This is a genomic window from Halopolyspora algeriensis (assembly GCF_003337235.1).
GTDB lineage: Bacteria > Actinomycetota > Actinomycetes > Mycobacteriales > Pseudonocardiaceae > Haloactinomyces > Haloactinomyces algeriensis.
In genome coordinates this window covers 63,843-85,611 of the sequence record NZ_QPJC01000002.1, presented here as the reverse complement: position 1 = coordinate 85,611, position 21,769 = coordinate 63,843, and the positions used below count along the sequence as shown (strand labels likewise).

Below are 21,769 nucleotides of genomic sequence, written 5' to 3'. Positions count from 1 at the left end.
CCGGGTCACCAACGAACTCATGGCGGCCGACGTCATCTCCGGCAAGGAGAAGGGCCGCATCATGCGCGCCGCCGGCCGTTCCGATATCGGCAGGTGAGCGAAGAACTCCGGGTTTCGCACGGATCGCGGCTCCCGGGAAACAGGGGTTTACCGAGTGACACGTTCCGAGGAGGAGCGAATACATTGCGTACACTAGCCAAAGCGCTGACACTGTCGGCTGCTCTGATCCTGCCGCTCACGAGCGGCGTGGCGGTGGCCGGAGAGCAAGCAACACCCCAGGGGCGCGGTGGGAACCAGTGCGCCAAACCGACCAAGCTGCTCGACGGTGCCAACCCGCTGCAGGGATGGCACATGGCCGGACCCGGCTCCTTCTCCGTGGAGGAGCACGGAGTCATCGAGACTCAGGGCGGCATGGGATTGCTGTGGTATGAAGCGGAGAAATTCGAGGAATACGCGCTGCACCTCGATTTCCGATTGCTCGACGAGAGCAACAATTCCGGTGTGTTCGTCGGCTTCCCCGACCCCGGTGACGATCCCTGGGGCGCGGTGCGCGAGGGCGAGGAAATCCAGATCAACGACAATCCGGGGGGCGATCCGCAGAAGACCGGTGCGGTCTACAACGAAAAGCAGCCTGCGGCGAGAGCCTCCAACCCGATCGGCGAGTGGAATCACTACAAGATCGTCGTTCGCGAGGACGCGATCACGGTGCACCTGAACGGAACGCAGGTCAATCACTGGGTCGACGACGATCCGCGCGTGGACCTGTCCGAGGGCTACATCGGTCTGCAGAACCATCCGCCTACATCGGTGCAGTTCCGTCATGCCCGTGTCCACAAGATCTGTCACTGATGGAATAGCGATCGAGGCAGCGGTCGATGCGACCGCAACCGCAAATTCGCCCCGGTGCGGGCGGCGAGCACCGACCTCGCCGCCCGCGCCAGGGCCCCAGATTTCCGAGGGTGGACCGGAGGGAAACCCATGACGAACACCCCCACCACATACCGGACCGGAGTCTGGCTCGTCGGCGCTCGCGGCTCGGTCGCGACAACCGCGATCATGGGAGCAGCGGGAGTTCGTGACCGGATCACCCCGACGACCGGATGCGTCACCGAGAGTCCGGACTTCGCCGCAGCCACGCTGCCCGCGTTCGGCGACCTGGTCTTCGGCGGTCACGACATCGCCGAGACATCGCTGCCCAAGCGTGCCGAGCAGCTCGCCCACGCCGGCGTCGTCCCACGACAGCTCCCCGACCTGGTGCACACCGATCTCACGGCGGCCGACGCGGAGATACGCCCCGGCACCCCGGCGATCGAAGCGGACCGCAGCCAGCGCGAGACCGCTGCGATCCTCACCGAAGACCTGCGCTCGTTCCGCGAACGCCACGACCTCGCCCGCGTCGTCGTCATCAACGTGTCGTCGACGGAGCCACGGCCGGAACCACGCGATGAACACGCGGAACTGGCGGCACTGGAACGGGCACTGGACAACACAACCCTCCGTGGACAGAGCGTCCTGCCACCGAGCTCGCTGTACGCCTACGCGGCACTGCAGGCCGGTTGCTCCTACGTCGACTTCACTCCCTCCCTGGGAGCACGCCTGCCCGCGCTCGACGAACTCGCCCGCAAGCAGCGACTTCCCTACGCAGGCAGCGACGGAAAGACCGGCGAGACACTGGTGAAATCCGCACTGCTGCCGATGTTCGCCTCCCGCAGGCTCGATGTTCTGGCCTGGTCGGGCACCAACCTGCTCGGCGGCGGCGACGGGGAGAACCTCGCCGACCCGACGACCGTGACGAGCAAGACGACCTCGAAGCAACGGGCCATCGGCGAATCGCTGGGCTACCCGGTGGACGGGAACGTGCACATCGACTACGTCCCCGAACTCGGCGAATGGAAGACCGCCTGGGACCACATCCTCTTCGAAGGCTTCCTCGGCGCCCGCATGTCCCTGCAGTTCACCTGGCAGGGATGCGACTCCTCCCTCGCCGCCCCCCTCATCCTCGACCTCGCACGGCTGCTCGCCCGCGCCCACGAAACCGGGCACGCAGGCCCCCTCGAGAAACTCGCCTTCTTCTTCAAAGACCCGCTCGGCGTCGACGAACACCGGCTGATCCCGCAGTACGAGATGCTGCGGGACTTCGCGGGCTCGCTGGGAAGGACACAATGATGGAACCGAGATCGGTGATCCAGCTGGTCCGCGCACCGGCGGCGCTGTCCGTGCCGGGAGACGTCCTCGCAGGCGCCGCGGCCGGACGAACGTTCGGTGCGGCAACACCGGCGCTGGCTGCCTCGTCCTGCTGCCTGTACTGGGCCGGGATGGCACTCAACGACTACGCCGACCGCGACATCGACGCGGCCGAACGGCCCGCACGACCGATCCCGGCCGGACAGGTCAGCGCCCGTTTCGCGCTGGGGCTGGCGAGCGGGCTCACCGCAGCGGGCCTGGGAATCGCCGCGCTGGCCGGAGGGCGGCGTGCGCTCGCGGTCACGGCACCGCTGACGGCCACGGTGTGGGGCTACAACCTCGGGCTGAAAAACACCCCCGCGGGGCCCGCGGCGATGGCGACCGCCCGAGCGTTGGACGTGCTCCACGGAGCAGGTGCGGGCAGGCTGCGCCCAGCTGCTCCGGCAGCCGTGACGATGGGCGCCCACACGCTCGCGGTCACCACGCTGAGCCGGGCCGAAGTCACCGGTTCGGACCGGCGCCTGCCCGCGACCGCGCTGGCCGCCACCGCCGGGGTCACGGCCGCGGTCGGGATCACCGACACCACCCGGCGCACCGACACCACCGGGACCACGAACACCACGGCCCGCAGCGGCCGGACGGCTCGCGGATTCCTGCGCGCCGCATGCAGGCTCGCACCGCTGGCCGTCTACACCACCAGTGTGGGCCGCGCCCAGATCCAGGCCGTACTCAGGCCGGAACCGAGACAGCTGCAGCGAGCGGTCGGTGCGGGAATTCTCGGGATGATCCCGCTGCAGTCCTCCCTCGCCGCGAGCCGCGGGGCTTACCGCTCCGCCGCCACCGTCATGGCGGCCTTCCCCCTGGCACGACGGCTCTCCAGGAAGGTGTCACCGACATGAGTGGTCCGACGTTCTCCCGTCCGGCTGCTCCCCCGGCCGGCACCTCCTCCGGGCAGGCCCTGCGCTTCGGCTACGGCACGAACGGTTTCGCCAATCACCGGCTCGACGACGCCCTCGACGTTCTCGCCGAGCAGGGCTACTCCGGAGTGGCGCTCACGCTGGATCACGCGCACCTCGACCCCTTCGCCCCGGAGGCCTCCGCCCACGCGGCGCGGCTTCGCCGCCGTCTCGAGCGGCTCGGCCTGAGCGTCGTCATCGAGACCGGCGCTCGCTACCTGCTCGACCCCCGGCACAAGCACCACCCCACTCTCCTGTCGGATCCCGGGCAGCAACGCCGGATCGACTTCCTCCGCCGGGCCGTGCACCTGGCAACGGAGCTGGGCGCCGAGGCGGTGTCCTTCTGGAGCGGCACGAGACCACCGGACCTCGGTGACGACGAGGCATGGCAGCGCCTGACCGACGGGTGCTCGGCCGTGCTGGACACCGCCGCCGAACACGGTGTCACGCTCGGTTTCGAACCCGAACCCGGCATGTTCGTCGAGACCCTCGACGGTTTCGAGGAGCTGGCACACCGACTCGGGCACCCGCGGTCGCTGGGGATGACGCTCGACATCGGACACTGCCGCTGCCTCGAACCGACAAGCGTGCCCGACTGCGTGCGCCGCGCGGGCACGCGGCTGGTCAACGTCCAGATCGACGACATGCGCCGCGGTGTGCACGAACACCTCGAGTTCGGCGAAGGCGAGATCGACTTCCCGCCCGTGCTGGCGGCACTGACCGAGGTCGGCTACTCCGGCCTGGTCTCCGTCGAACTGCCCCGGCACAGCCACGCCGCCCCGGCCGTCTCGCAGCGCTCGATCCACTTCCTGGAGCACGCGTCGCGAAAGGTGCCCGCATGACTCGGAAGACGAGCCCGGACGAGCTGCATGTTCTGCTCGGTACTCGGCTGACCGGCGAGGGCGAGCAGTGGCTGACCGCCGCGCTAGACCGGACCCGCCAGGACCGCGCTGCCATCGGAGCGCTGTTCCCGGCGGCCGGGCGGCGCTGCGGCCGCGGTCCCCTCCTCGACGTGGAATCCTCCCGCCCGCCCGACCCCCGGTTCCGGGGATGGACCGTCGACGACGCCGCGCGCACGCTCATGATGGCGGCTCTGCCGCTGCACGGCACCGACCTCGGCGACGAGGTGGCCGCGCTGTACCGGTACGGCGACGCCGCGGAGAAGCGCGGGGTGCTGCGCGGCCTGGGACCGCTCGACACCGACGGCAAGCTCGGCGACCACGCACTACCGCTGGTCCACGACGGCCTGCGGACCAACGACACCCGGCTCATCACCGCCGCCCTGGCCTCCTACGGCGCCCGGTACCTGCAGCCGGCGGCGTATCGCCAGGGTGTGCTCAAGTGCGTCTTCCTCGGCATCCCGCTGGCCGACATCGCCGGGCTCGATGAGCGCGCCGATGCCGAACTCGCCCGGATGCTCACCGACTACGCCCGCGAACGCCGAGCCGCCGGGCGTGACGTCCCCGCCGACGTGCTCGGGCTCGTCGACCCGACCGACATCACCCTGTCCCGGGAGGCATGATGCGCCTTTTCGATCCACACATCCACATGACGTCGCGAACCACCGACGACTACGCCGCGATGCACCAGGCGGGCGTGCGGGCACTGGTGGAGCCCTCGTTCTGGGTGGGCCAACCCCGCACCTCCGTGGAGACCTTCGTCGACTACTTCGACGGGCTCGTGGGCTGGGAACCGTTCCGGGCCGCCCAGTACGGCATCCGCCACCACTGCACCATCGGGCTCAACCCGAAGGAAGCCAACGACCCGCGCTGCCGCGAGGTGCTCGACATCCTGCCGCGGTACTTGGCCAAGGACGGCGTCGTCGCCGTCGGCGAACTCGGCTACGACGCGATGACCGCCGAGGAGGACGAGGTCTTCGCCGCCCAGCTCGCGCTGGCCGTCGAGCACGAACTGCCCGCCCTGGTGCACACCCCGCATCGCGACAAGATCGCAGGCACTCGCCGCACCCTCGACGTCGTCCGCGAGTCCGGCATCGCCGCCGAGCATGTCGTGGTCGACCACCTCAACGAGGTGACCGTGGACTTGGTGGCCGATACCGGCTGCTGGATGGGTTTTTCCATCTACCCCGACACGAAGATGGACGAGGAGCGGATGGTGACGCTCCTGCAGGAGTACGGCACCGAGCGAATGCTGGTGAACTCCGCCGCCGACTGGGGCAAGAGCGACCCGCTGAAAACGGCCAAGACCGCGCAGGCGATGTTGAAGGCGGGATTCACCGACGACGACGTCGACACCGTGCTCTGGCACAACCCGGTCGCCTTCTACGCCCAGAGCGGCAAGCTCGACCTCGACGGCGACACGGACATCCCCGTCGACCGGAGTGCGACCTTCGCGGGCAACTCCATCCTGCGCGGCGCGCGGCCGGAGAGCTGATCCCATGCGACTGCGGCATCCCGACGGCTCGACCGTCCATCTCGCCTACTGCACGAACGTGCATCCCGCCGAGGACCTCGACGGGATCATCGCGCAACTCGACCGCTGTGCCGTACCGATCCGCGAACGCCTCGGCACCGACCGGCTCGGGCTCGGCCTGTGGCTGGCTCGCGACGTCGCGACCACCCTGACCGAGGACGGTGCCGCACTGGCGCGGCTGCGTGCCGAGCTGGTCGCGCGGGGCCTGGAGGTGGTCACCCTCAACGGGTTTCCCTACCGGGGTTTCCAGCAGCCGGTGGTCAAGCACGCCGTCTACCGCCCGGACTGGACCCAGCGCGCCCGGCTGGACTACACGCTCGACCTGGCGCGGCTGCTGACCCGGCTGCTGCCCGACGACGTCGAACAGGGCAGCATCTCGACACTGCCGCTGGGCTGGCGCCTGCCGTGGACCGACGAGCACGCGCGGGAGAGCCGTGCTCTGCTCGACGAGCTCGCCGCCGGCCTGACCAAGACCGCCGTCGAGCGAGGCCGCACGATCCGCGTGGGCTTCGAACCGGAGCCGGGCTGCGTCGTCGAAACCACCGCCGACGCCGCAGTCCGCCTGGCGGGCGTGGACACCGACCACCTCGGGGTCTGTCTCGACACCTGCCACCTCGCGGTCGGCTTCGAGGACCCGCGACAGGCGTGGCAACGCCTGGCTGCCGCCGGCCTGCCGGTGGTGAAGGCGCAGGCCTCGTGCGCCCTGGAAGTGCCGGACCCACATCGGCCCGAGGCCCGGGCGGCCCTGGAGTCCTTCGTCGAACCACGTTTCCTGCACCAGACCCGGGAAGCCGCGATCGGGCGTCCACACGGGACCGACGACCTCGACGAGGCGCTCGCGGAGCACGGGCCACTGCCCGGCGAGCAGCCCTGGCGCGTGCACTTCCACGTGCCGCTGCACGCCGACCCGCCCCCGCCGCTGGCCACCACCCGCCCGGTGCTGGCCTCCTCCCTCGAGGAGCTGCTGGGCGGCGAGGCGGCCCGGACCCGGCACATCGAGGTCGAGACCTACACCTGGAACGTGCTCCCCGCCGAACAACGCCCGGCCGGCGGCCCGGTGGAGGGCATCGCCGCCGAACTCGACTGGACCCGCCGCCACCTGCTCGCACTCGGACTCACGGAGGTCACCCGATGAACGCTCCCCCTGCCGCGCGCACGCCGGTCCTGCTGCTCGACGTGGTGGGCATGACCCCGCGGCTGCTGGCACACATGCCGAATCTCCGGCGTGTCGCCGAACGAGGTTTTCAGGCCGAACTCGGCACGGTGTTTCCCGCGGTGACCTGCTCGGTGCAGTCGAGCCTGCTCACCGGCCGCTACCCGGGCGGGCACGGCATCGTCGGCAACGGGTGGTACTTCCGCGACCTCGGCGAGGTGTACCTGTGGCGCCAGCACAACCGCCTGGTGCAGGGCGAGAAGATCTGGGAGACCGCCCGCGAGAGCGCCCCCGACTACCGGGCCACCAACGTCTGCTGGTGGTACGCGATGGGGATGACCACCGACGAGACCGTGACCCCACGGCCCGTCTATCACGCCGACGGGCGCAAATCCCCGGACTGCTACACCCATCCCCCCGAGTTGCACGACGAACTCACCGAGGAGTTCGGGACGTTCCCGCTGTTCCACTACTGGGGACCGACCGCCTCGATCGCCTCGTCGCGGTGGATCGCCGGCGCCACCCGCCACCTGCTCGTCACCCGCTCGTCCGACCTCACGATGGCCTACGTCCCCCACCTCGACTACGACCTGCAGCGCTACGGGCCGGACAGCCCGCAGGCCGTCACCGCCGCCCGCGACGTGGACGCCGCCCTGGCCCCGCTGCTCGACCAGGCGCATGCCGAGGGCGCGACCGTGGTCGCACTGTCGGAGTACGGCATCACACCGGCCAGTCGCCCGGTCGACATCAACCGCGCGCTGCGCCGGGAGGGATTGCTGCACGTCCACACGCAGGCGGGCATGGAATACCTCGACCCGTGGACCTCGCGGGCCTTCGCCGTGGCCGACCACCAGGCCGCGCACCTCTACGTCCGCGACCCGGCCGACCGACCCCGCGTGCGCGACCTCGTCGCGGCGCTGCCCGGCGTCGACGAGGTTCTCGACGTCGACGGCAAGGCCCGCTACGGCATCGACCACGAACGCGCCGGCGACCTCGTCGCCATCGCCGAACCCGGGGCGTGGTTCACCTACTACTACTGGCTCGACAACGACCGGGCACCGGACTTCGCCACGCACGTGGAGATCCACCGCAAACCCGGCTACGACCCCGCCGAGCTGTTCATGGACCCGGCAGACCGCACGGTCCGACTCCGGGCGGCGACCGCGCTGGCCCGCAAGAAGCTCGGATTCCGTTACCGGATGAACGTCGTCGGACTCGACCCCTCACCGGTGCGCGGCACCCACGGCCGATTGCCCGACGCCCCGGCCGACGGCCCCGTACTCCTGTGCTCCGACCCCGCTCACGGCCGGGAGCGCTACCACGCCACCGAGATCAAAGACCTGCTGCTGCGACTGTCCGGGCTGCGACAGCCGGCCACATCGACCACCTGAATCCACACCGGATCCGTCGGAAGGAACGATCATGGCACGACCGATCACACTGTTCACCGGCCAGTGGGCCGACCTTCCCTTCGAGGAAGTTGCCCGACTGGCCTCGGAATGGGGCTACGACGGCCTCGAAATCGCCTGCTGGGGCGACCACTTCGAGGTCGACAAGGCACTCGCCGATGACACCTACGTCCAGCGCAAGCGCGAAGTGCTGGACAAATACAACCTCTCCTGCCGGATCCTGTCCAACCACCTGGTCGGCCAGGCGACCTGCGACTACCCGATCGACGAGCGCCACCAGGCGATCCTGCCCGCGCGGATCTGGGGCGACGGCGACCCGGAAGGCGTTCGGCAACGAGCCGCCGAGGAAATGCAGAACACCGCACGGGCCGCGGCGAAGTTCGGGGTGGACACCGTCGTGGGCTTCACCGGATCCCCGATCTGGTACACCGTCGCGATGTTCCCACCCACCCCGGACTCCATGATCGAACGCGGCTACCGGGAGTTCGCCGACCGGTGGAACCCCATCCTCGACGTGTTCGACGAAAATGGGGTGCGATTCGCACTCGAGGTCCACCCCACCGAAATCGCCTACGACTACTGGACGACGGTGCGCACCTTGGAGGCGATCGGCCACCGCGCGGCGTTCGGGCTCAACTTCGACCCCTCGCACTACGTCTGGCAGGGCTTTGACCCGGTGACCTTCCTGTGGGACTTCCAGGACCGCATCCTGCACGTGGACTGCAAAGAGGCCCGGCTGCAGACGGGCAACGGCCGCAGCGGGGTGCTGGGATCGCACCTGCCGTGGGGGGACCCGCGGCGCGGCTGGGACTTCGTCTCCACCGGGCACGGGCACGTGCCCTGGGAGGACTGTTTCCGCACCCTCAACGCGATCGGCTACGACGGCCCCATCTCCATCGAGTGGGAGGACGCAGGCATGGATCGCCTGACCGGCGCACCCGAAGCACTCGAGTTCGTCCGCAAGCTCAACTTCTCCCCACCCGCTGCGGCCTTCGACGCCGCCTTCGGCTCCGGCGACTGAACCGGAACGCACACGCGCCCCCGAATGTTCGAGAGGCTGCAACACCGAGCGAGGCCGGGCGGTGCACCACCGTCGATGGCCGGCACCGAGGAGGAACACCCGTGAACGACTACACACCGACCCGTGCGGACAAGTTCTCGTTCGGACTGTGGACCGTGGGGTTTCGGGGCGCTGACCCGTTCGGCGCCGCCACCCGCCCGGAACTCGATCCGGTCGAGGCCGTGCACCGCCTGTCCGACCTGGGCGCCTGGGGAATCACCTTCCACGACGACGACCTGTTCGGCTTCGGCGCCACCGAATCCGAGCGCAGCCGGATACTCTCCCGGTTCCGCTCCGCGCTGGATACCACCGGCCTGGTCGTGCCCATGATCACCACCAACCTGTTCGGCCATCCGGTGTTCAAGGACGGCGCGCTGACCGCCAACGATCGCGACGTGCGCCGCTTCGCGCTGCGCAAGATGCTGCGCAATGTCGAACTGGCCGCCGAACTGGGTGCCAAGACCTTCGTCGCCTGGGGTGGGCGCGAAGGAGCCGAAACCGACGCGGCCAAGGACATTCGAGTCGCCCTCGACCGCTACAAGGAAGGTATCGATCTCGTCTGCGCGTTCATCCGGGATCGCGGCTACGACCTGCGGCTGGCCCTGGAGCCCAAACCCAACGAGCCGCGCGGCGACATCCTGCTACCGACCGTCGGACACGCCCTGGCATTCATCGAACAGCTGGAGCATCCCGACATGGTCGGCGTCAATCCCGAGACCGGGCACGAACAGATGGCCGGGCTCAACTACGTCCACGGCATCGCCCAGGCACTCTGGGCGGGCAAACTGTTCCACCTCGACCTCAACGGCCAACACGGCGCCAAATTCGACCAGGACCTGCGCTTCGGCGCCGGCGACGTCAAAAACGCCTTCTTCACCGTCGACCTCCTGGAGCAAGCCGGCTATGCCGGGCCGCGGCACTTCGACTTCAAACCCCCGCGCACCGAGAACGACGATGGCGTGTGGGCCTCGGCCGCAGGGGGTATGCGCAACTACCTGATCCTCAAGGAACGTGCCGCGGCCTTCCGCGCCGACCCACGGGTGCAACAAGCTCGGGAAGCCACCCGAGCATCCGAACTGGCGCAGGCGACCATGGCTTCCGGTGAGAAACCGGAGGATCTGCTCACCTCCGGCGACGACTTCGATCCCGAGGCCGCAGCCACCCGCGGAATGCACTACGAAACACTCGACCAACTCGCCCTGGAGCACCTCATGGGCCTGCACTGAGGACTACTCGCGGCCGGGATCGGCCACCCGATCGTGGACCTGCGCACGCTGCGCGCGCAGGTCCACGGCGGGGCTGTTGAGGCGACGTTGTCGGAGGGCGACCTCGACGTTGACGAACCCGGCCGCGACCGCGTCGGTGCGGAGTTGTTCCGGCCGGGTGTCGAGGACGTGCCGATGCACGGTGACCACCAGCCGTCCGCCCGGCTTGAGCACCCGATGGAGTTCGGCGAACCCCGCAGCTCGGTCCCAGAGCATGATGTTGTTGACCGAGATCGCGACATCCATCGAGGTATCGCAGCAGTGAGTCCGTTCCGCACGGCCCTCTCGGAGCTCGACGTGCCCGGTCACGCCCCGGGATGAGCATCGCTCAGCGGCCATGGCACGCATCGTCGACGACGGATCCACACCGACGACGTGCCCGCTGGGTGGCCGGACCGCAGCTGCGGCCATGGCCACCCCGATACCCGGCCCGTGCCCGACGACCAAGACCCGCGCATCGGGGCGCAATCCGGCCTGCCGTACCGCCCAGCGCTCCTGTTCCGCGTTCCCGCGTGCCATGATGATGCCGCCCACCCGTCCGCTGAGACCACGCGGATGACCAAAAGCCGCATCGAGCACCTTCATGAGCCTCGTCACCATGAGCTCAGCTCACCACGCGAACCACTCCGGTGCATCGGGGAGAACCCCGAAATGAGTCGTGGACACATCGGAACAGCCGCAGCAGCAACATCCCGGCATCCTCGGCACCACACAATGGCCAGGCCCCGACCCGACAGGACACCCTCGATGACCGAACAGGACGCGACCACGCGAGCGCGCCACCACTACGACGCCTACGCACCGCGCTACGACTCCGAGACGAGTTTCTACGAACGGGCCATGCTCGATGACGGCCGGTCCTGGGCCTGCTCACAGGCCCGCGGGGAAACCCTGGAAGTCGCCGTCGGCACCGGACGCAACCTGGGCTACTACCCACCGGGGGTGCACCTGACGGGCATCGACCTCAGTCCCGGAATGCTCGCGCTCGCCCGCGCTCGGGCCGACGAGTCGGAGCTCTCGGTCGACCTGGTGGAAGGAGATGCCCAGGATCTGCCGTTCGCCGACGCCGTCTTCGACACCGTGCTCTGCACTCTCGGACTGAGCAGCATCCCCGACGACCGGGCCGCGGTTGCTCAGATGCACCGTGTCCTGCGTCCCGGCGGACACCTGATCCTGCTCGGGCATGTCGCCAGTCCCCATCGTCCGGTCCGCGCCGCGCAGCACCTCCTCGAACGGCTCTCCGCCCGACGAGGTGTCCAGGACTTCCAGACCCGCCGGGTCACCCCGCTGGTCCGCGATACCGGCTTCACCATCGTCTACCGTCGACACTTCCGGCTCGGAGCGATCCAACGACTGACCGCCCTCAAACCCACCGAGCAGCACCGCGTCAGGCCGCCGAGCGCTGGTTCCTCGTGATGGCCAGGTCGGCCTGATGGGTGGCGTGCCACGTCTGTTGACAGCCCTCCGAGCAGAAATCGTCCGAGGGTGACGTGCCCAGGGGCTCCCGGCACCACACGCACAAAGCCGGCTCGGTACTTCCACCGGCAAAGCCGGGGAGATCACTCACGACCGACACCCCCTTACCGGAATCCGAACGACCGATGCGGTCTCGGCCGGTTCCACGAGGACAAAAGTAGGTGACAAGAAGGATCGGACCGGAAGCAACAACCATGACAGCGGAGACGGGGAACGCAATTTCAACACGCATTCTACGGCAGCAGGCACAGTCTGACTTTCCCCATAAAGGGGCATGAAAAGGACCGAACTCGCCGAGCGAACAAGGCAGCTGTATCGATCCCTTTCGGGGCACATCACGAAGGGGCGCACCCGCTCGCACGCGGCGAGGCACGCTCCTCAGCAGCGCAGGGCGTGGATCACCGCGGCCATGTCCTCCGCGTCGTGCCCGGCCTCGGCCGCCGTCCGGAACTGCTGGTGCAGCGCCTCCATCAGCCGATCGTCGGTACTGCCGGTGCGCATCGCCTCGGCGATCAGCGCGGTGTCCTTGACCGCCCCACCGAGAGTGAACGCGGCCGGAAACTCCCCGTCGATCATCGCCGCCCCCTTGTTCTGGGCATAGGCGCAGTCGAGCGGCCCTCCGGAAATGGCATCCAGGAACTGCTGCGGATCCACCCCCAGGCCACCGGCCAACCCGATGGCCTGGGCCGTGGCGCCGACGACCGAGAGCACCCACGAGTTGGCGGCCAACTTGAGCCGGTGCCCGTCACCAGGCCGCTCCCCCACCCACACCGTGCGCGAGCCGATCGCGTCGAACACCGGCGTGACGGCCTCGCGCAGCCGCGACGAACCACCGGCGAGCACGATGAGTGTTCCCTGTTCGGCAGGCTGCTTCGTGCCCAGCACCGGTGCGTCGACGAATCCGACACCGTGCTGCTCGGCCAGCTCTGCGAGCCGGGTGGTGCCGTCGAGACCGACCGTGCTGGTCTGCGCCCACACCGCCTCCGAGCCGACAGCGGGCAGTGCCTGCTCCATCACCCGGGCCACGGCATCGGCGTCGAACAGCATGGTCACGACCACGTCCGCTTCCGACACGGCGCGGGCGGGGTCCTCGGCGACGGTGGCGCCCGCGTCGGCGAGCGGACGCGCCTTGTCCACGCTGCGGTTCCACACCGTCACGTCCAGCCCGGCACCGGCCAGGTTCCGGGCCATCCCGGCCCCCATCAACCCGGTACCCAGCACGGTCACCCTCGTCACAGCAGCCCTCCGATCCTCCGGTTACCCACGCGGGACACTCCCGGTTACCCGCTCACCGGCGCTGCCATGCCGACGGCCGGGCCGGTCACCGAGGCAGCAAGGCCGGCACATGTGCGGTACGACTGACTCCGAACGGCTGGTTCCAAGACACCGACGCACGAGAGGAGCTCCGCGATGGCGGACACGAAGAACGGTCCGGATCTGCACCCGGTGACCGAGGAATTGGCCACCGGAAAGAACTACGCCTCGATCTCGACCCTGCTGCCCAGCGGCACGATCCAGACCCAATTCATCTGGGTGCACGCCCAGGACGGCAAGATCGTGCTGAACACCGAAACCCACCGCACGAAATATCAGAACATCACACGTGATCCGCGGATCACCGTCCTCATCCGCGACGAGAACGACCCGTACCGCTATGCCGAGGTCCGCGGCGAGGTCACGGCGACGACCACGGGTCCGCAGGCGCGCGAGCAGATCGACGAGCTGGCCCAGAAGTACCTCGGCAAGCAGTACCCGCCGGAAGGCATCAAGTCCGAACGCGTCATCCTGTGGGTCACGCCCGCCCGGCAGACCATCGTCGAGCAGAACAAAAGCAAGTAAGAGAGTATGCGGATGGGCTTGGGTGGCGGTGCGGGTGGCGGAACCTCCGGCTGCGCCTCGCTGCGGGAGCCCCGACATCAGGTAGTCACTACATCACGTCGGCACTGTCCTCGCGAGGCTGTGCGGCGAGAACCCGCAGCGGTGCCGGCTGCCTACGTGGAAAAGGAAGCGGCTGACGCCGCTTGCCGAAACGACCGCAAACAACCGGTCAGCCGACCCCAATCCGCGCGGTCAGTAAGAGAGTGTGCGGATCAGTTCGGCTCGGCGGGAGTGCGCTCGACCACGTCGGCGCCCATCGAGGTCACCGTTTTCGTGGTGCGCTTGCGGGAAAACGGCGGAGCCACGACGACCCGCCCGCGGGAGGCGTCGTAGAAGGTGGGGATGTAGCCGACCCGGTCGATCCGCCAGTCGCCACCGGATGTGGGCGTGAACGTCACCTCGGCGATCATCCCGTCGCGGTGCGGCGGGTTCGGATCGGAGGCGGAAACGTCCTGCTGGGCCAGGAAGTTGCCCAGCCCGTAGAGCACCCACTGCCCGTCCGCGCGCTGCTCGATCGGCTGCACCACGTGAGCGTGATGGCCGACGATGAGGTCGATGTGCGGCGAGCGCAGCACCGCATCGGCCACCCGCTGCTGATACTCCGAGGGTTGCTTGCGCTTCGACGTGCCCCAGTGCAGGCTCACGGTCACGATCTCGGCGCCGGCCCGATCCAGGCGGCGTGCGTCGGCTCGGATCTGTTCCGCATCGATGAGATCGACCGACCACGGTTCGGGCTCGGGCAGCCCGTTGAGCCCGTAGGTGTAGGCCAGGTGCCCGATCCGCGCGCCCTTGACCTCGTAGATCGTCGATTCGCGTGCCTCGGCGCGGCTGCGGGCGGTGCCGGTGTGCCGGATTCCGTAGCGATCCAGTGCCTCCAGAGTGGACCGAATCCCGGTGGCGCCGTAGTCCGCGCTGTGATTGGAGGCCGTGCTGCAGGCGTCATAGCCGATCGCGCTTTCGGCCCGGGCCAGCTGGTGGGGCGCGGAGAACTGCGGGTAGGTGCTGATCGTGGAATTGTCCGCCGAGATCGGGGTCTCCTGCTGGCACACGGCCCAGTCGGCGGCGGAGATGATCGGGGCCATGTCCTCCAGCATCGGCATGAAGTCGTATCCCCGGCCGCCGGCGTTGCGCTTCGCCTGGGCCAGCAACTCGTCGTTGGGCAGCATGTCCCCGGTGAACATCACCCGAACGGGTTCCGGACGACTGTCCTCACCGGTCTCCGTGGCCGGCGCGGGCGCGGCCTGCGGGCCGTCGGCACCGGCCACAGTATCCGCCGGAGGCGGGGAACACCCCACCAGGATCAGAGCGGCGGCCGCCGCCACCGACATCACCTTCCACCCGGCTCTGCCGGTGATCGACTCGGCCATAGCACCCGTCCTCGCACCCGTGTCCTCGAAATGTTCCCACTTCCGGCGAGCAGCAGGCTAATGCCGGTGCACTGCTCCCGCAGCGCGCCGAATACCGCACCGCTACCGGGACGGGGGACGCGTCGTTCGGGGTGACCGCTGCGGACGGGTGGCACACTGCCGGGTATGCGGATCACAGCGGTGCAGGGCGACATCACCGAGCAGGACGTCGACGCCGTGGTCAACGCGGCGAACTCGGCGCTGCTGGGCGGGGGCGGCGTGGACGGGGCGATCCACCGGCGCGGCGGCGCGGACATCCTCGAAGCCTGCAAGAAGCTCCGAGCCGGCGACTACCCGGACGGGCTCCCGGTCGGGCAGGCAGTGGCCACCACCGCGGGCAAGCTGCCCGCCCGGTGGGTGATCCACACCGTCGGGCCCACCTATGCCGCCTCCGAGGACCGCTCCGAGCTGCTCGCCTCGTGTTTCCGCGAATCGCTGAAAGTCGCCGACACCCTCGGGGCCCGCACTCTCGCCTTCCCCGCCATCTCCACCGGTGTCTACCGCTACCCGCTCGACGAGGCCGCCGACATCGCCGTGCGGGCCGTCCACGACACTGCCACCGACGTCGACGTGGTGCGTTTCGTGCTCTTCGACAACGGCTCCTACGAGGCCTTCAACACCGCCATCCGGCGCCACGAATGACCGGCGTCCCCGTGGTCACGTGACCCGTTCGAACACCGCGGCCAGACCCTGTCCCCCACCGATGCACATGGTTTCCAGCCCGTAGCGGTGGTCCCGGCGGTGCATTTCGCGAGTCAGCGTGGCCAGGATGCGAGCTCCGGTCGCGCCGACCGGATGCCCGAGGGAGATCCCCGAGCCGTTGACGTTGAGGCGCTCGTAATCGGATTCGGTGAATTTCCATTCGCGCAAGCAGGCGATCACCTGGGCGGCAAAGGCTTCGTTGAGTTCGATCAGGTCGATCTCGGCCAGGGTGAGATCCGCCTTGGCCAGAGCCTCGGCGGTGGCCGGTACCGGACCGATGCCCATGGTGGCCGGTGGCACCCCGGCCACCGCCCAGGACAGCGGCCGCACGAGCGGGCGAATCCCCAACCGCTCGGCATGCTCGCGGGTGGTGACCACGCAGGCGGCTGCACCGTCGTTCTGGCCGCTGGCATTGCCCGCGGTGACGGTCGAGTCCTCGTCCACCCCCAGTCGGACCGGCCGCAGGGACGCCAACTCCTCCCCGGTGGTCTCCGGCCGGGGATGCTCGTCGGCGGTGATCACACGCTCGGCAGCGCGGCGGGTGGCCGGTACCGTGACACCGACGATCTCGTCGTCGAAACGGCCTTCACGCGCCGCGGCGCCGGCGGCCTGCTGCGAGCGCAGCGCGAGCTCGTCCTGCTCCTGGCGCGAGATTCCGTACTCCGCTCGGAGGTTCTCGGCGGTCTCCAGCATGCCACCCGGGACCGGGTACCGATCTCCCCCGGCGGTCACGCGGCCCCGGGCGATGCGATCCCGCAACTCGACGCCACCGTCGCGGACCCCCTTGCGCAGGCCGAGAGCGTAATGTTCGGCCTGGCTCATCGATTCCGCCCCGCCGGCGATCACCACATTGCTCACCCCGGCGGCCACCTGCAGGCAGGCGTACAGCACGGCCTGCAGCCCGGACCCGCACCGCCGATCGATCTGCAGACCGCCGGTATCGACACCGAGACCGGCATTCAGCGCGGCCACCCGCCCGAGGGCAGGGGCCTCACCGTTGGCATAGCACTGGCCGAGGAGCACATCGTCGACATCGCCCTCCCCCAGGCCGGTGCGTTCCACGAGCCCGGTCAGGGCCGTGGTCGCCAGGTTGGCGGCATCCAGCCCGGCGAACACTCCCCCTTGGCGACCCACCGGTGTGCGGATCGGCTCGCAGATCACGACCTCGCTCATCATTGCCGACTCACCCCTTGCTTTTCCGTTTCCCATTGCTGTGCCCACTCCCGCAGCGTGGCCGCACGGATCTTGGTGCCGTTGGTCCCCGAGGTCGTGGGCATCTCCTCGACCACGTGCACCGCCCGGGGCACCTTGAAACCGGCGAGCCCTTGCGCACACCAGGCGCGCAGCTCCTCGGCCTCCACAGTGCTCCCCTGGCCTGCGACCACGAAGGCGACGGCCTGGTCAGCCCCCTCGGCATCCCGGACGCCGACCACCTTGGCGGTTTCGACCGCCTCGTGCGCGACCAGCCGGTACTCGATCTCGGCGGGTTCGACCAGGAAACCGCGCAACCGCAGCACATCGCCCATCCGGCAGACGTAGGAGAAACTGCCGTCCGCGTCGAGCTCGCCGAGGTCACCGCTGTGGAACCAGCCGTCGGCGGTGAACGAGCGCTGCGCGGCCTCCGGATCACCCAGATAGGCGTCGACCACGTTCGGCCCGCGGAACTGGAGCTCACCGCGGGGTCCGGCGGGCAGGACCTCCTCGGACACCGGATCGACCACCCGAACCCGGATGTCCGGCGACACCACCCGGCCACCGCCCGACCATCGTCGCGGTGACGGCTCGTCGTGCGGCCAGAACGCGGTCAGGGCGAACAACTCGGAGGAACCGTAGACCCCGGCGGTGACCGTGCCGAACTCCGACCGCGCCCATTCGGCCAGCTCCGCGACCTTGCCGAGGAAGTCCGCGATGCCGAGCCAGCGCCAGCTCGTCAGGTCGTGCGGCCGGTGCTGCCAGGCCCGCTCGAGACGCACGACGAAGTCGTCGGCACCGACCGCGTGCGTGACGGCGAACCGCGCCATGTCGGCGACCACGGCGTTCTCGTCGAAGACCGGCTCGAACAGGCAGGTCCCGCCGCCGGCCAGGGCGGCCATGGCGGTGTTGAACCCGAACACGCCCGACAACGGCAGCGCGCACAGCATGACGTCGCCGGTTCCGATGCCGAGCGCGCCGGCGTCGGCTCGAGCGTGCGCGGTCACCCCCCGCTGCGTGTGCGCGGCCAGCTTGGGTTTGCCGGTACTGCCCGAGGTGGTGAAGGCCACCGCCAACTCGTCGGCGAATGCCTCGTGGCTCGACGGTGCGTCCTCCGCACCGGTGGCAGGCACCCAGCTTCCCGCCCCCACGTCGTAGCGAGCCGGGTCCTGGGCCGGTGGTCGGCCGGGCCCGGACACCACCGCCACCACCGGTGGAGAAGCATCCGCGGCCTGCACCGCACGGTGCAACCGGTCGGCGAGGTCGAGGGTGTGGAACTCGTGGGCGAGGGCCATGACCTGGGGGCGGGCACGCTCGAGGACGTGGGCGACCTCGTCGACGTTGTAGCGGGTGTTCACCCCGATCACGTGCGCACCCAATGAGGCGGCGGCGAACTGCCAGCACAGCGCATCCGACCAGTTCGGGAGCCACACCGCCACACAGTCGCCTCGGCCGATCCCGGACTGCCGCAGATCGTGGCGCAGCCGCAGCGTGCGGTGCCACAACTGCGCACGGCTGACCAGCACAGGTTGTTCCGGATCCGCGTCGATCACGGCGATGGCGTCGGGATCCTGCCGCACGAGTGCCTCCAGAAAGGACAGCAGGTCGTGCGGTGATTCGTCGGTGACTCGGTGCTTCATCTCGTCTCACCCCGTTTCACGTGGACGCCCGATCCCGTCTGTCCGGGAACCAGGTGGTCTCGCAGGACCGGATGGGCGGAGAGCCACAGCACCTTCATGGCCGCACCGCCTCGCGTGGAACCGACTCACCCAGTTCGGCCAGCCACCCGTGCAGGACGTGAGCGAATCCGTCGAGCTCCTCCATCGGGTAGTGGCCGATCCCTTCCAGAACCGTGCAGCACGCACCCGGGATCTGCGCGGCCGCCCACCGCACCGCTTCGGAATCCAGCCAGGGGTCGTCCTCACCGACCACCAGGTGAGCCGGGCAGGCAATGGCAGGCAGCGCGGCGCGCAGATCGTGGCTGCCCCAGCCGATCAGGTCGGAGGTCGACACCGCCGGGTCCTCGCGGCGGTGCATCGTGGCGATGAGCTCCGCCTGCCGGGCAGGCACCGAACGTCCGACCGAGGCCAGGGTGCCGTAGTAGGTGCGGTCGGTGCGGCTGGGAGCGGCCGCGTCCTCCAGTTCGCGCTCCAGCCCTCGCAGGCTGACGTTTCCGTTGTGGGCGTCGGCGGCCATGGCGACCACACCGGACAGTGCACTGCCTGCACGGGCGGCCAGATCGAGAGCGATCTTGCCTCCGATCGAGCAGCCGACCACGTACGGGCGCTGCAGGTCGAGCGCCCCGATCAGGGACCGGCACCAGTCCGCGTACACACTCAAGTCCCGGACCGGGCCGGAGGGCGCGGGTTCCGAACGGCCGTGCCCGGGCAGGTCGGGCACCACGGCGCGATATCCGAGCTCGGCCAGCTCCCGGATCACGTGCCGCCACTGCACCCCGCTCTGTCCGGCCGTGTGCAGGCACAGCACGGGCGTTCCCGCGCCGGCTTGCTCGACATAGGCCGACGCACCGTCGATCTCCGAGTACTGGGCGTGGATCATCGGGTCTCCTCGGTTGCGAGGCTGCGTGCGTTGTCGACAAGCACCGTCAGGGCCTTGGTGAATCGGAGATAGTCGTAGCCGCTGCCGCGCGTGCGGAACTGGCCGCGCATGGCCCGGTGGGTGAAGTCGTTGCGGGGGCCGGTCAGCAACTCGGTCCAGGTCAGCTCGTCGGCTTCGACGGTGAACGTGGCTCCCAGCGGCGCCCGGCGGGTCGCTTCGAGGACCCGCCCGCGGTAGACGCGCAGGTGCACCTCGTCCTCGCCGCAGCGCAGCCCGAACGTGCCGTCCCAGCTCGCGGTGGCCGAACCGAACTCCCGGTCGGCCTCCAGTCGCCGCGCCAGCGCCTCACCCCAGGCGGCGGTCCCGAAGGCACAACCAACCGGATCCTCGCTCGGGTCCCGAGTCTCGCGGGCCTGCACCAGCACCGCCGTGGTGCCCTCCTGCACCCGCTGCCCGTGCTGGTCGATCAGTGCCACGTGGCGGTTGACCACACCCCGGTCACCGCTGGAACTGCGGCGGCAGCGGGTGATGGTCATCTCGAAGTGCAGAGTGTCGCCGACATGGATCGGCTGCAGGTAGCGCCAGTGCGTGTCCAGCATCGCGATGACCGTCGAGTCCACCACAGCCAGGTCGTGGAACAGCCCCGCCACCACGGCGATACCGAACGGGCCCTGCAATACCGGCCGGGCGAATCGGGTGGTGGCGGCGTAGGACGGATCCGTGTGCAACGGATGCGCATCACCACTGATCTCCGTGAACGCCTCCGGGTCCCGCTGAGTGACTTCCCGCGTGGCGCTGGTGAATCGCTGCCCGACGGCGAAGTCCTCGAAATACCTCTCCCCGCCTTCGCCGGTGGCCGTGGCCGAGGACGGTTGCGCAGCACTCGTGGTCATCATGCCCTCCCCAGCAATTCGTCGGCGATCACGCGCATCTGGATTTCCGAAGTTCCTTCGAAGATCTTGGTCAGTCGCGCATCGCGCCAGTGCCGTTCCACGGCGAAGTCGGTGGTGTAGCCCGCACCACCGTGGATCTGCAGCGCCTCGCTGGTGACCCGCTCGGCCATCTCACTGGCGACCAACTTGGCCATCGCGGCCTCCTTCGAGCAGCGACCGCCGCTGTCGATCTCGGTGGCCACCGAGTACATCAACTGCCGTGCCGCCTCGATCCGGGAGGCCATATCGGCGATCTTGAACCGGATCGATTGGAAATCGGCCAGCGGTTGGCCGAACTGCTCACGCTGCTTGACGTAGGCCTGGGAATCCTCCAGCGCGGCCCGGGCCAGGCCGATCGCGCGCGCTGCCGTGTGGGCACGACCCACCTCCAGCCCGCTCACCGCCAGGTAGAAACCACGCCCCTCCTCACCGAGCAGGGCATCGGCGGACAACCGCAGGCCGTCGAAGGACAGCTCCCAGGTGTTCCACCCGAAGTAGCCGATCTTGCGCACCGGCGTGCCGGTGAGCCCGGCGGGAAACGAGCCGCGTTCCTTCTCGACCAGGAAGGCACTGATGCCGCGGTGCGGGCGCTGCGGGTCCTTGTCCGGATCGGTCCGTGCGAACAGCACCAGGTAGTCGGCCTCATCGGCGTAGGTGCACCACATCTTGGTGCCGTGCACCACCCACTCGTCACCGTCCCGCCGTGCACGGCACGCGAGATTGGCGACGTCGGAACCGGCATCGGCCTCCGACAGCGCATAGGCACCCAGGTACTCCCCGCGGGCCACCCGGGGAAGCAGGCGAGCTTCCTGCTCCTCGGTGAAGCCTCCTCCCATGCCGTTGCCCCGGGCCAGCAAGCCGGAGACACTCAGCCACGCCCGAGCCAACTCCTCGGCCACCAGGCAGTACTCGAAGACACCCAATCCGAGACCGCCGTACTCCTCGGGGATGAGAATCCCGAAGAATCCCATCTCACCCATGCGATCCCGCAACGAGTCGGGAATGGTTCCGTGCTGCGGATCCAGTTCATCGGCCAGCGGCAGCACCTCGTTCATCGCGAACTCCCGCGCCAACTTCCGAATCTCCCGGCGTTCCTCGGTGAGGTAGTGCGGAGCGGGCTCCGCGCGCTGGGACGGACGGTGGGTCATCGGACTCCTCCAGAGAA

21 protein-coding genes are annotated in these 21,769 nt (G+C 69.1%); 13 read left to right on the top strand and 8 right to left on the bottom strand.

All coding sequences use genetic code 11. From position 1 onward, the window contains the following. Nucleotides 1-183 precede the first annotated feature (183 nt). The 10 genes from DFQ14_RS03760 (at nt 184) to xylA (ending at nt 10,421) form a co-directional block, all read left to right on the top strand. A complete protein-coding gene (locus DFQ14_RS03760) occupies nt 184-849 on the top strand; it encodes a 3-keto-disaccharide hydrolase (protein WP_246195654.1) in 666 nt (221 codons plus the stop codon). A gap of 129 nt (nt 850-978) precedes the next feature. Beyond that, nucleotides 979-2,166, top strand: a complete 1,188-nt coding sequence (locus DFQ14_RS03755; protein ID WP_114451660.1) for an inositol-3-phosphate synthase — start codon at nt 979-981, stop codon at nt 2,164-2,166. Further along, nucleotides 2,166-3,083, top strand: a complete 918-nt coding sequence (locus DFQ14_RS03750; RefSeq protein ID WP_338072568.1) for an SCO3242 family prenyltransferase — start codon at nt 2,166-2,168, stop codon at nt 3,081-3,083. The genes DFQ14_RS03755 and DFQ14_RS03750 overlap by 1 nt, the downstream gene beginning before the upstream one ends. Next, a complete protein-coding gene (locus tag DFQ14_RS03745; protein ID WP_114451658.1) occupies nt 3,080-3,982 on the top strand; it encodes a sugar phosphate isomerase/epimerase family protein in 903 nt (300 codons plus the stop codon). Before DFQ14_RS03750 ends, DFQ14_RS03745 begins: the two co-directional genes overlap by 4 nt. Continuing rightward, complete coding sequence (locus DFQ14_RS03740; RefSeq protein WP_170206353.1) at nt 3,979-4,662, top strand: EboA domain-containing protein; 684 nt, start codon at nt 3,979-3,981, stop codon at nt 4,660-4,662. Before DFQ14_RS03745 ends, DFQ14_RS03740 begins: the two co-directional genes overlap by 4 nt. Next, nucleotides 4,662-5,534, top strand: coding sequence for a TatD family hydrolase (locus DFQ14_RS03735; RefSeq protein ID WP_114451657.1), 873 nt, complete (start codon nt 4,662-4,664; stop codon nt 5,532-5,534). The genes DFQ14_RS03740 and DFQ14_RS03735 overlap by 1 nt, the downstream gene beginning before the upstream one ends. Nucleotides 5,535-5,538: 4 nt before the next feature. Next, a complete protein-coding gene (gene eboE, locus DFQ14_RS03730) occupies nt 5,539-6,708 on the top strand; it encodes a metabolite traffic protein EboE (protein ID WP_114451656.1) in 1,170 nt (389 codons plus the stop codon). After that, nucleotides 6,705-8,117, top strand: a complete 1,413-nt coding sequence (locus DFQ14_RS03725; RefSeq protein ID WP_114451655.1) for an alkaline phosphatase family protein — start codon at nt 6,705-6,707, stop codon at nt 8,115-8,117. Before eboE ends, DFQ14_RS03725 begins: the two co-directional genes overlap by 4 nt. A 31-nt stretch (nt 8,118-8,148) precedes the next feature. Then, nucleotides 8,149-9,156: a sugar phosphate isomerase/epimerase family protein gene (locus DFQ14_RS03720; protein WP_114451654.1), complete on the top strand. Its 1,008-nt coding sequence runs from the start codon at nt 8,149-8,151 to the stop codon at nt 9,154-9,156. 101 nt (nt 9,157-9,257) lie between these two features. Continuing rightward, nucleotides 9,258-10,421, top strand: a complete 1,164-nt coding sequence (gene xylA, locus DFQ14_RS03715; RefSeq protein ID WP_114451653.1) for a xylose isomerase — start codon at nt 9,258-9,260, stop codon at nt 10,419-10,421. Nucleotides 10,422-10,424: 3 nt separating this feature from the next. Here xylA and DFQ14_RS03710 read toward each other — a convergent pair whose 3' ends face one another. Continuing rightward, complete coding sequence (locus DFQ14_RS03710; protein WP_218956395.1) at nt 10,425-11,045, bottom strand: class I SAM-dependent methyltransferase; 621 nt, start codon at nt 11,043-11,045, stop codon at nt 10,425-10,427. Between the two features lie 162 nt (nt 11,046-11,207). Between DFQ14_RS03710 and DFQ14_RS03705 the strand changes: the two genes are divergently transcribed. Beyond that, on the top strand, nt 11,208-11,876 hold the full coding sequence (locus DFQ14_RS03705; RefSeq protein WP_114451651.1) for a class I SAM-dependent methyltransferase: 669 nt from the start codon (nt 11,208-11,210) through the stop codon (nt 11,874-11,876). Nucleotides 11,877-12,314: 438 nt separating this feature from the next. Here DFQ14_RS03705 and DFQ14_RS03695 read toward each other — a convergent pair whose 3' ends face one another. Beyond that, nucleotides 12,315-13,172, bottom strand: coding sequence for an NAD(P)-dependent oxidoreductase (locus DFQ14_RS03695; RefSeq protein ID WP_257233571.1), 858 nt, complete (start codon nt 13,170-13,172; stop codon nt 12,315-12,317). 174 nt (nt 13,173-13,346) lie between these two features. On the opposite strand from DFQ14_RS03695, the gene DFQ14_RS03690 reads away from it, so the two are divergent. Next, on the top strand, nt 13,347-13,775 hold the full coding sequence (locus DFQ14_RS03690) for a PPOX class F420-dependent oxidoreductase (protein ID WP_114451650.1): 429 nt from the start codon (nt 13,347-13,349) through the stop codon (nt 13,773-13,775). Between the two features lie 251 nt (nt 13,776-14,026). Here the strand turns inward: DFQ14_RS03690 and DFQ14_RS03685 are convergent, their stop codons facing one another. Beyond that, nucleotides 14,027-15,181: a CapA family protein gene (locus DFQ14_RS03685; protein WP_114451649.1), complete on the bottom strand. Its 1,155-nt coding sequence runs from the start codon at nt 15,179-15,181 to the stop codon at nt 14,027-14,029. Nucleotides 15,182-15,346: 165 nt separating this feature from the next. On the opposite strand from DFQ14_RS03685, the gene DFQ14_RS03680 reads away from it, so the two are divergent. Then, nucleotides 15,347-15,862 (top strand): O-acetyl-ADP-ribose deacetylase, encoded by a 516-nt coding sequence (locus tag DFQ14_RS03680; protein WP_114451648.1) that lies wholly within the window; start codon nt 15,347-15,349, stop codon nt 15,860-15,862. Nucleotides 15,863-15,877: 15 nt separating this feature from the next. Here DFQ14_RS03680 and DFQ14_RS03675 read toward each other — a convergent pair whose 3' ends face one another. The 5 genes from DFQ14_RS03675 to DFQ14_RS03655 all read right to left on the bottom strand — a co-directional run bounded on the left by DFQ14_RS03675 (nt 15,878) and on the right by DFQ14_RS03655 (nt 21,752). Next, entirely contained in the window at nt 15,878-17,095 is a 1,218-nt protein-coding gene (locus DFQ14_RS03675; protein WP_114451647.1) for an acetyl-CoA C-acetyltransferase, read from the bottom strand. Then, nucleotides 17,095-18,753, bottom strand: coding sequence for an AMP-binding protein (locus DFQ14_RS03670; protein ID WP_114451646.1), 1,659 nt, complete (start codon nt 18,751-18,753; stop codon nt 17,095-17,097). Before DFQ14_RS03670 ends, DFQ14_RS03675 begins: the two co-directional genes overlap by 1 nt. A gap of 94 nt (nt 18,754-18,847) precedes the next feature. Further along, on the bottom strand, nt 18,848-19,672 hold the full coding sequence (locus tag DFQ14_RS03665; RefSeq protein ID WP_114451645.1) for an alpha/beta fold hydrolase: 825 nt from the start codon (nt 19,670-19,672) through the stop codon (nt 18,848-18,850). Next, nucleotides 19,669-20,565, bottom strand: a complete 897-nt coding sequence (locus tag DFQ14_RS03660) for a MaoC/PaaZ C-terminal domain-containing protein (protein WP_158546645.1) — start codon at nt 20,563-20,565, stop codon at nt 19,669-19,671. Before DFQ14_RS03660 ends, DFQ14_RS03665 begins: the two co-directional genes overlap by 4 nt. Further along, complete coding sequence (locus tag DFQ14_RS03655; protein WP_114451643.1) at nt 20,565-21,752, bottom strand: acyl-CoA dehydrogenase family protein; 1,188 nt, start codon at nt 21,750-21,752, stop codon at nt 20,565-20,567. Before DFQ14_RS03655 ends, DFQ14_RS03660 begins: the two co-directional genes overlap by 1 nt. Nucleotides 21,753-21,769 lie beyond the last annotated feature (17 nt).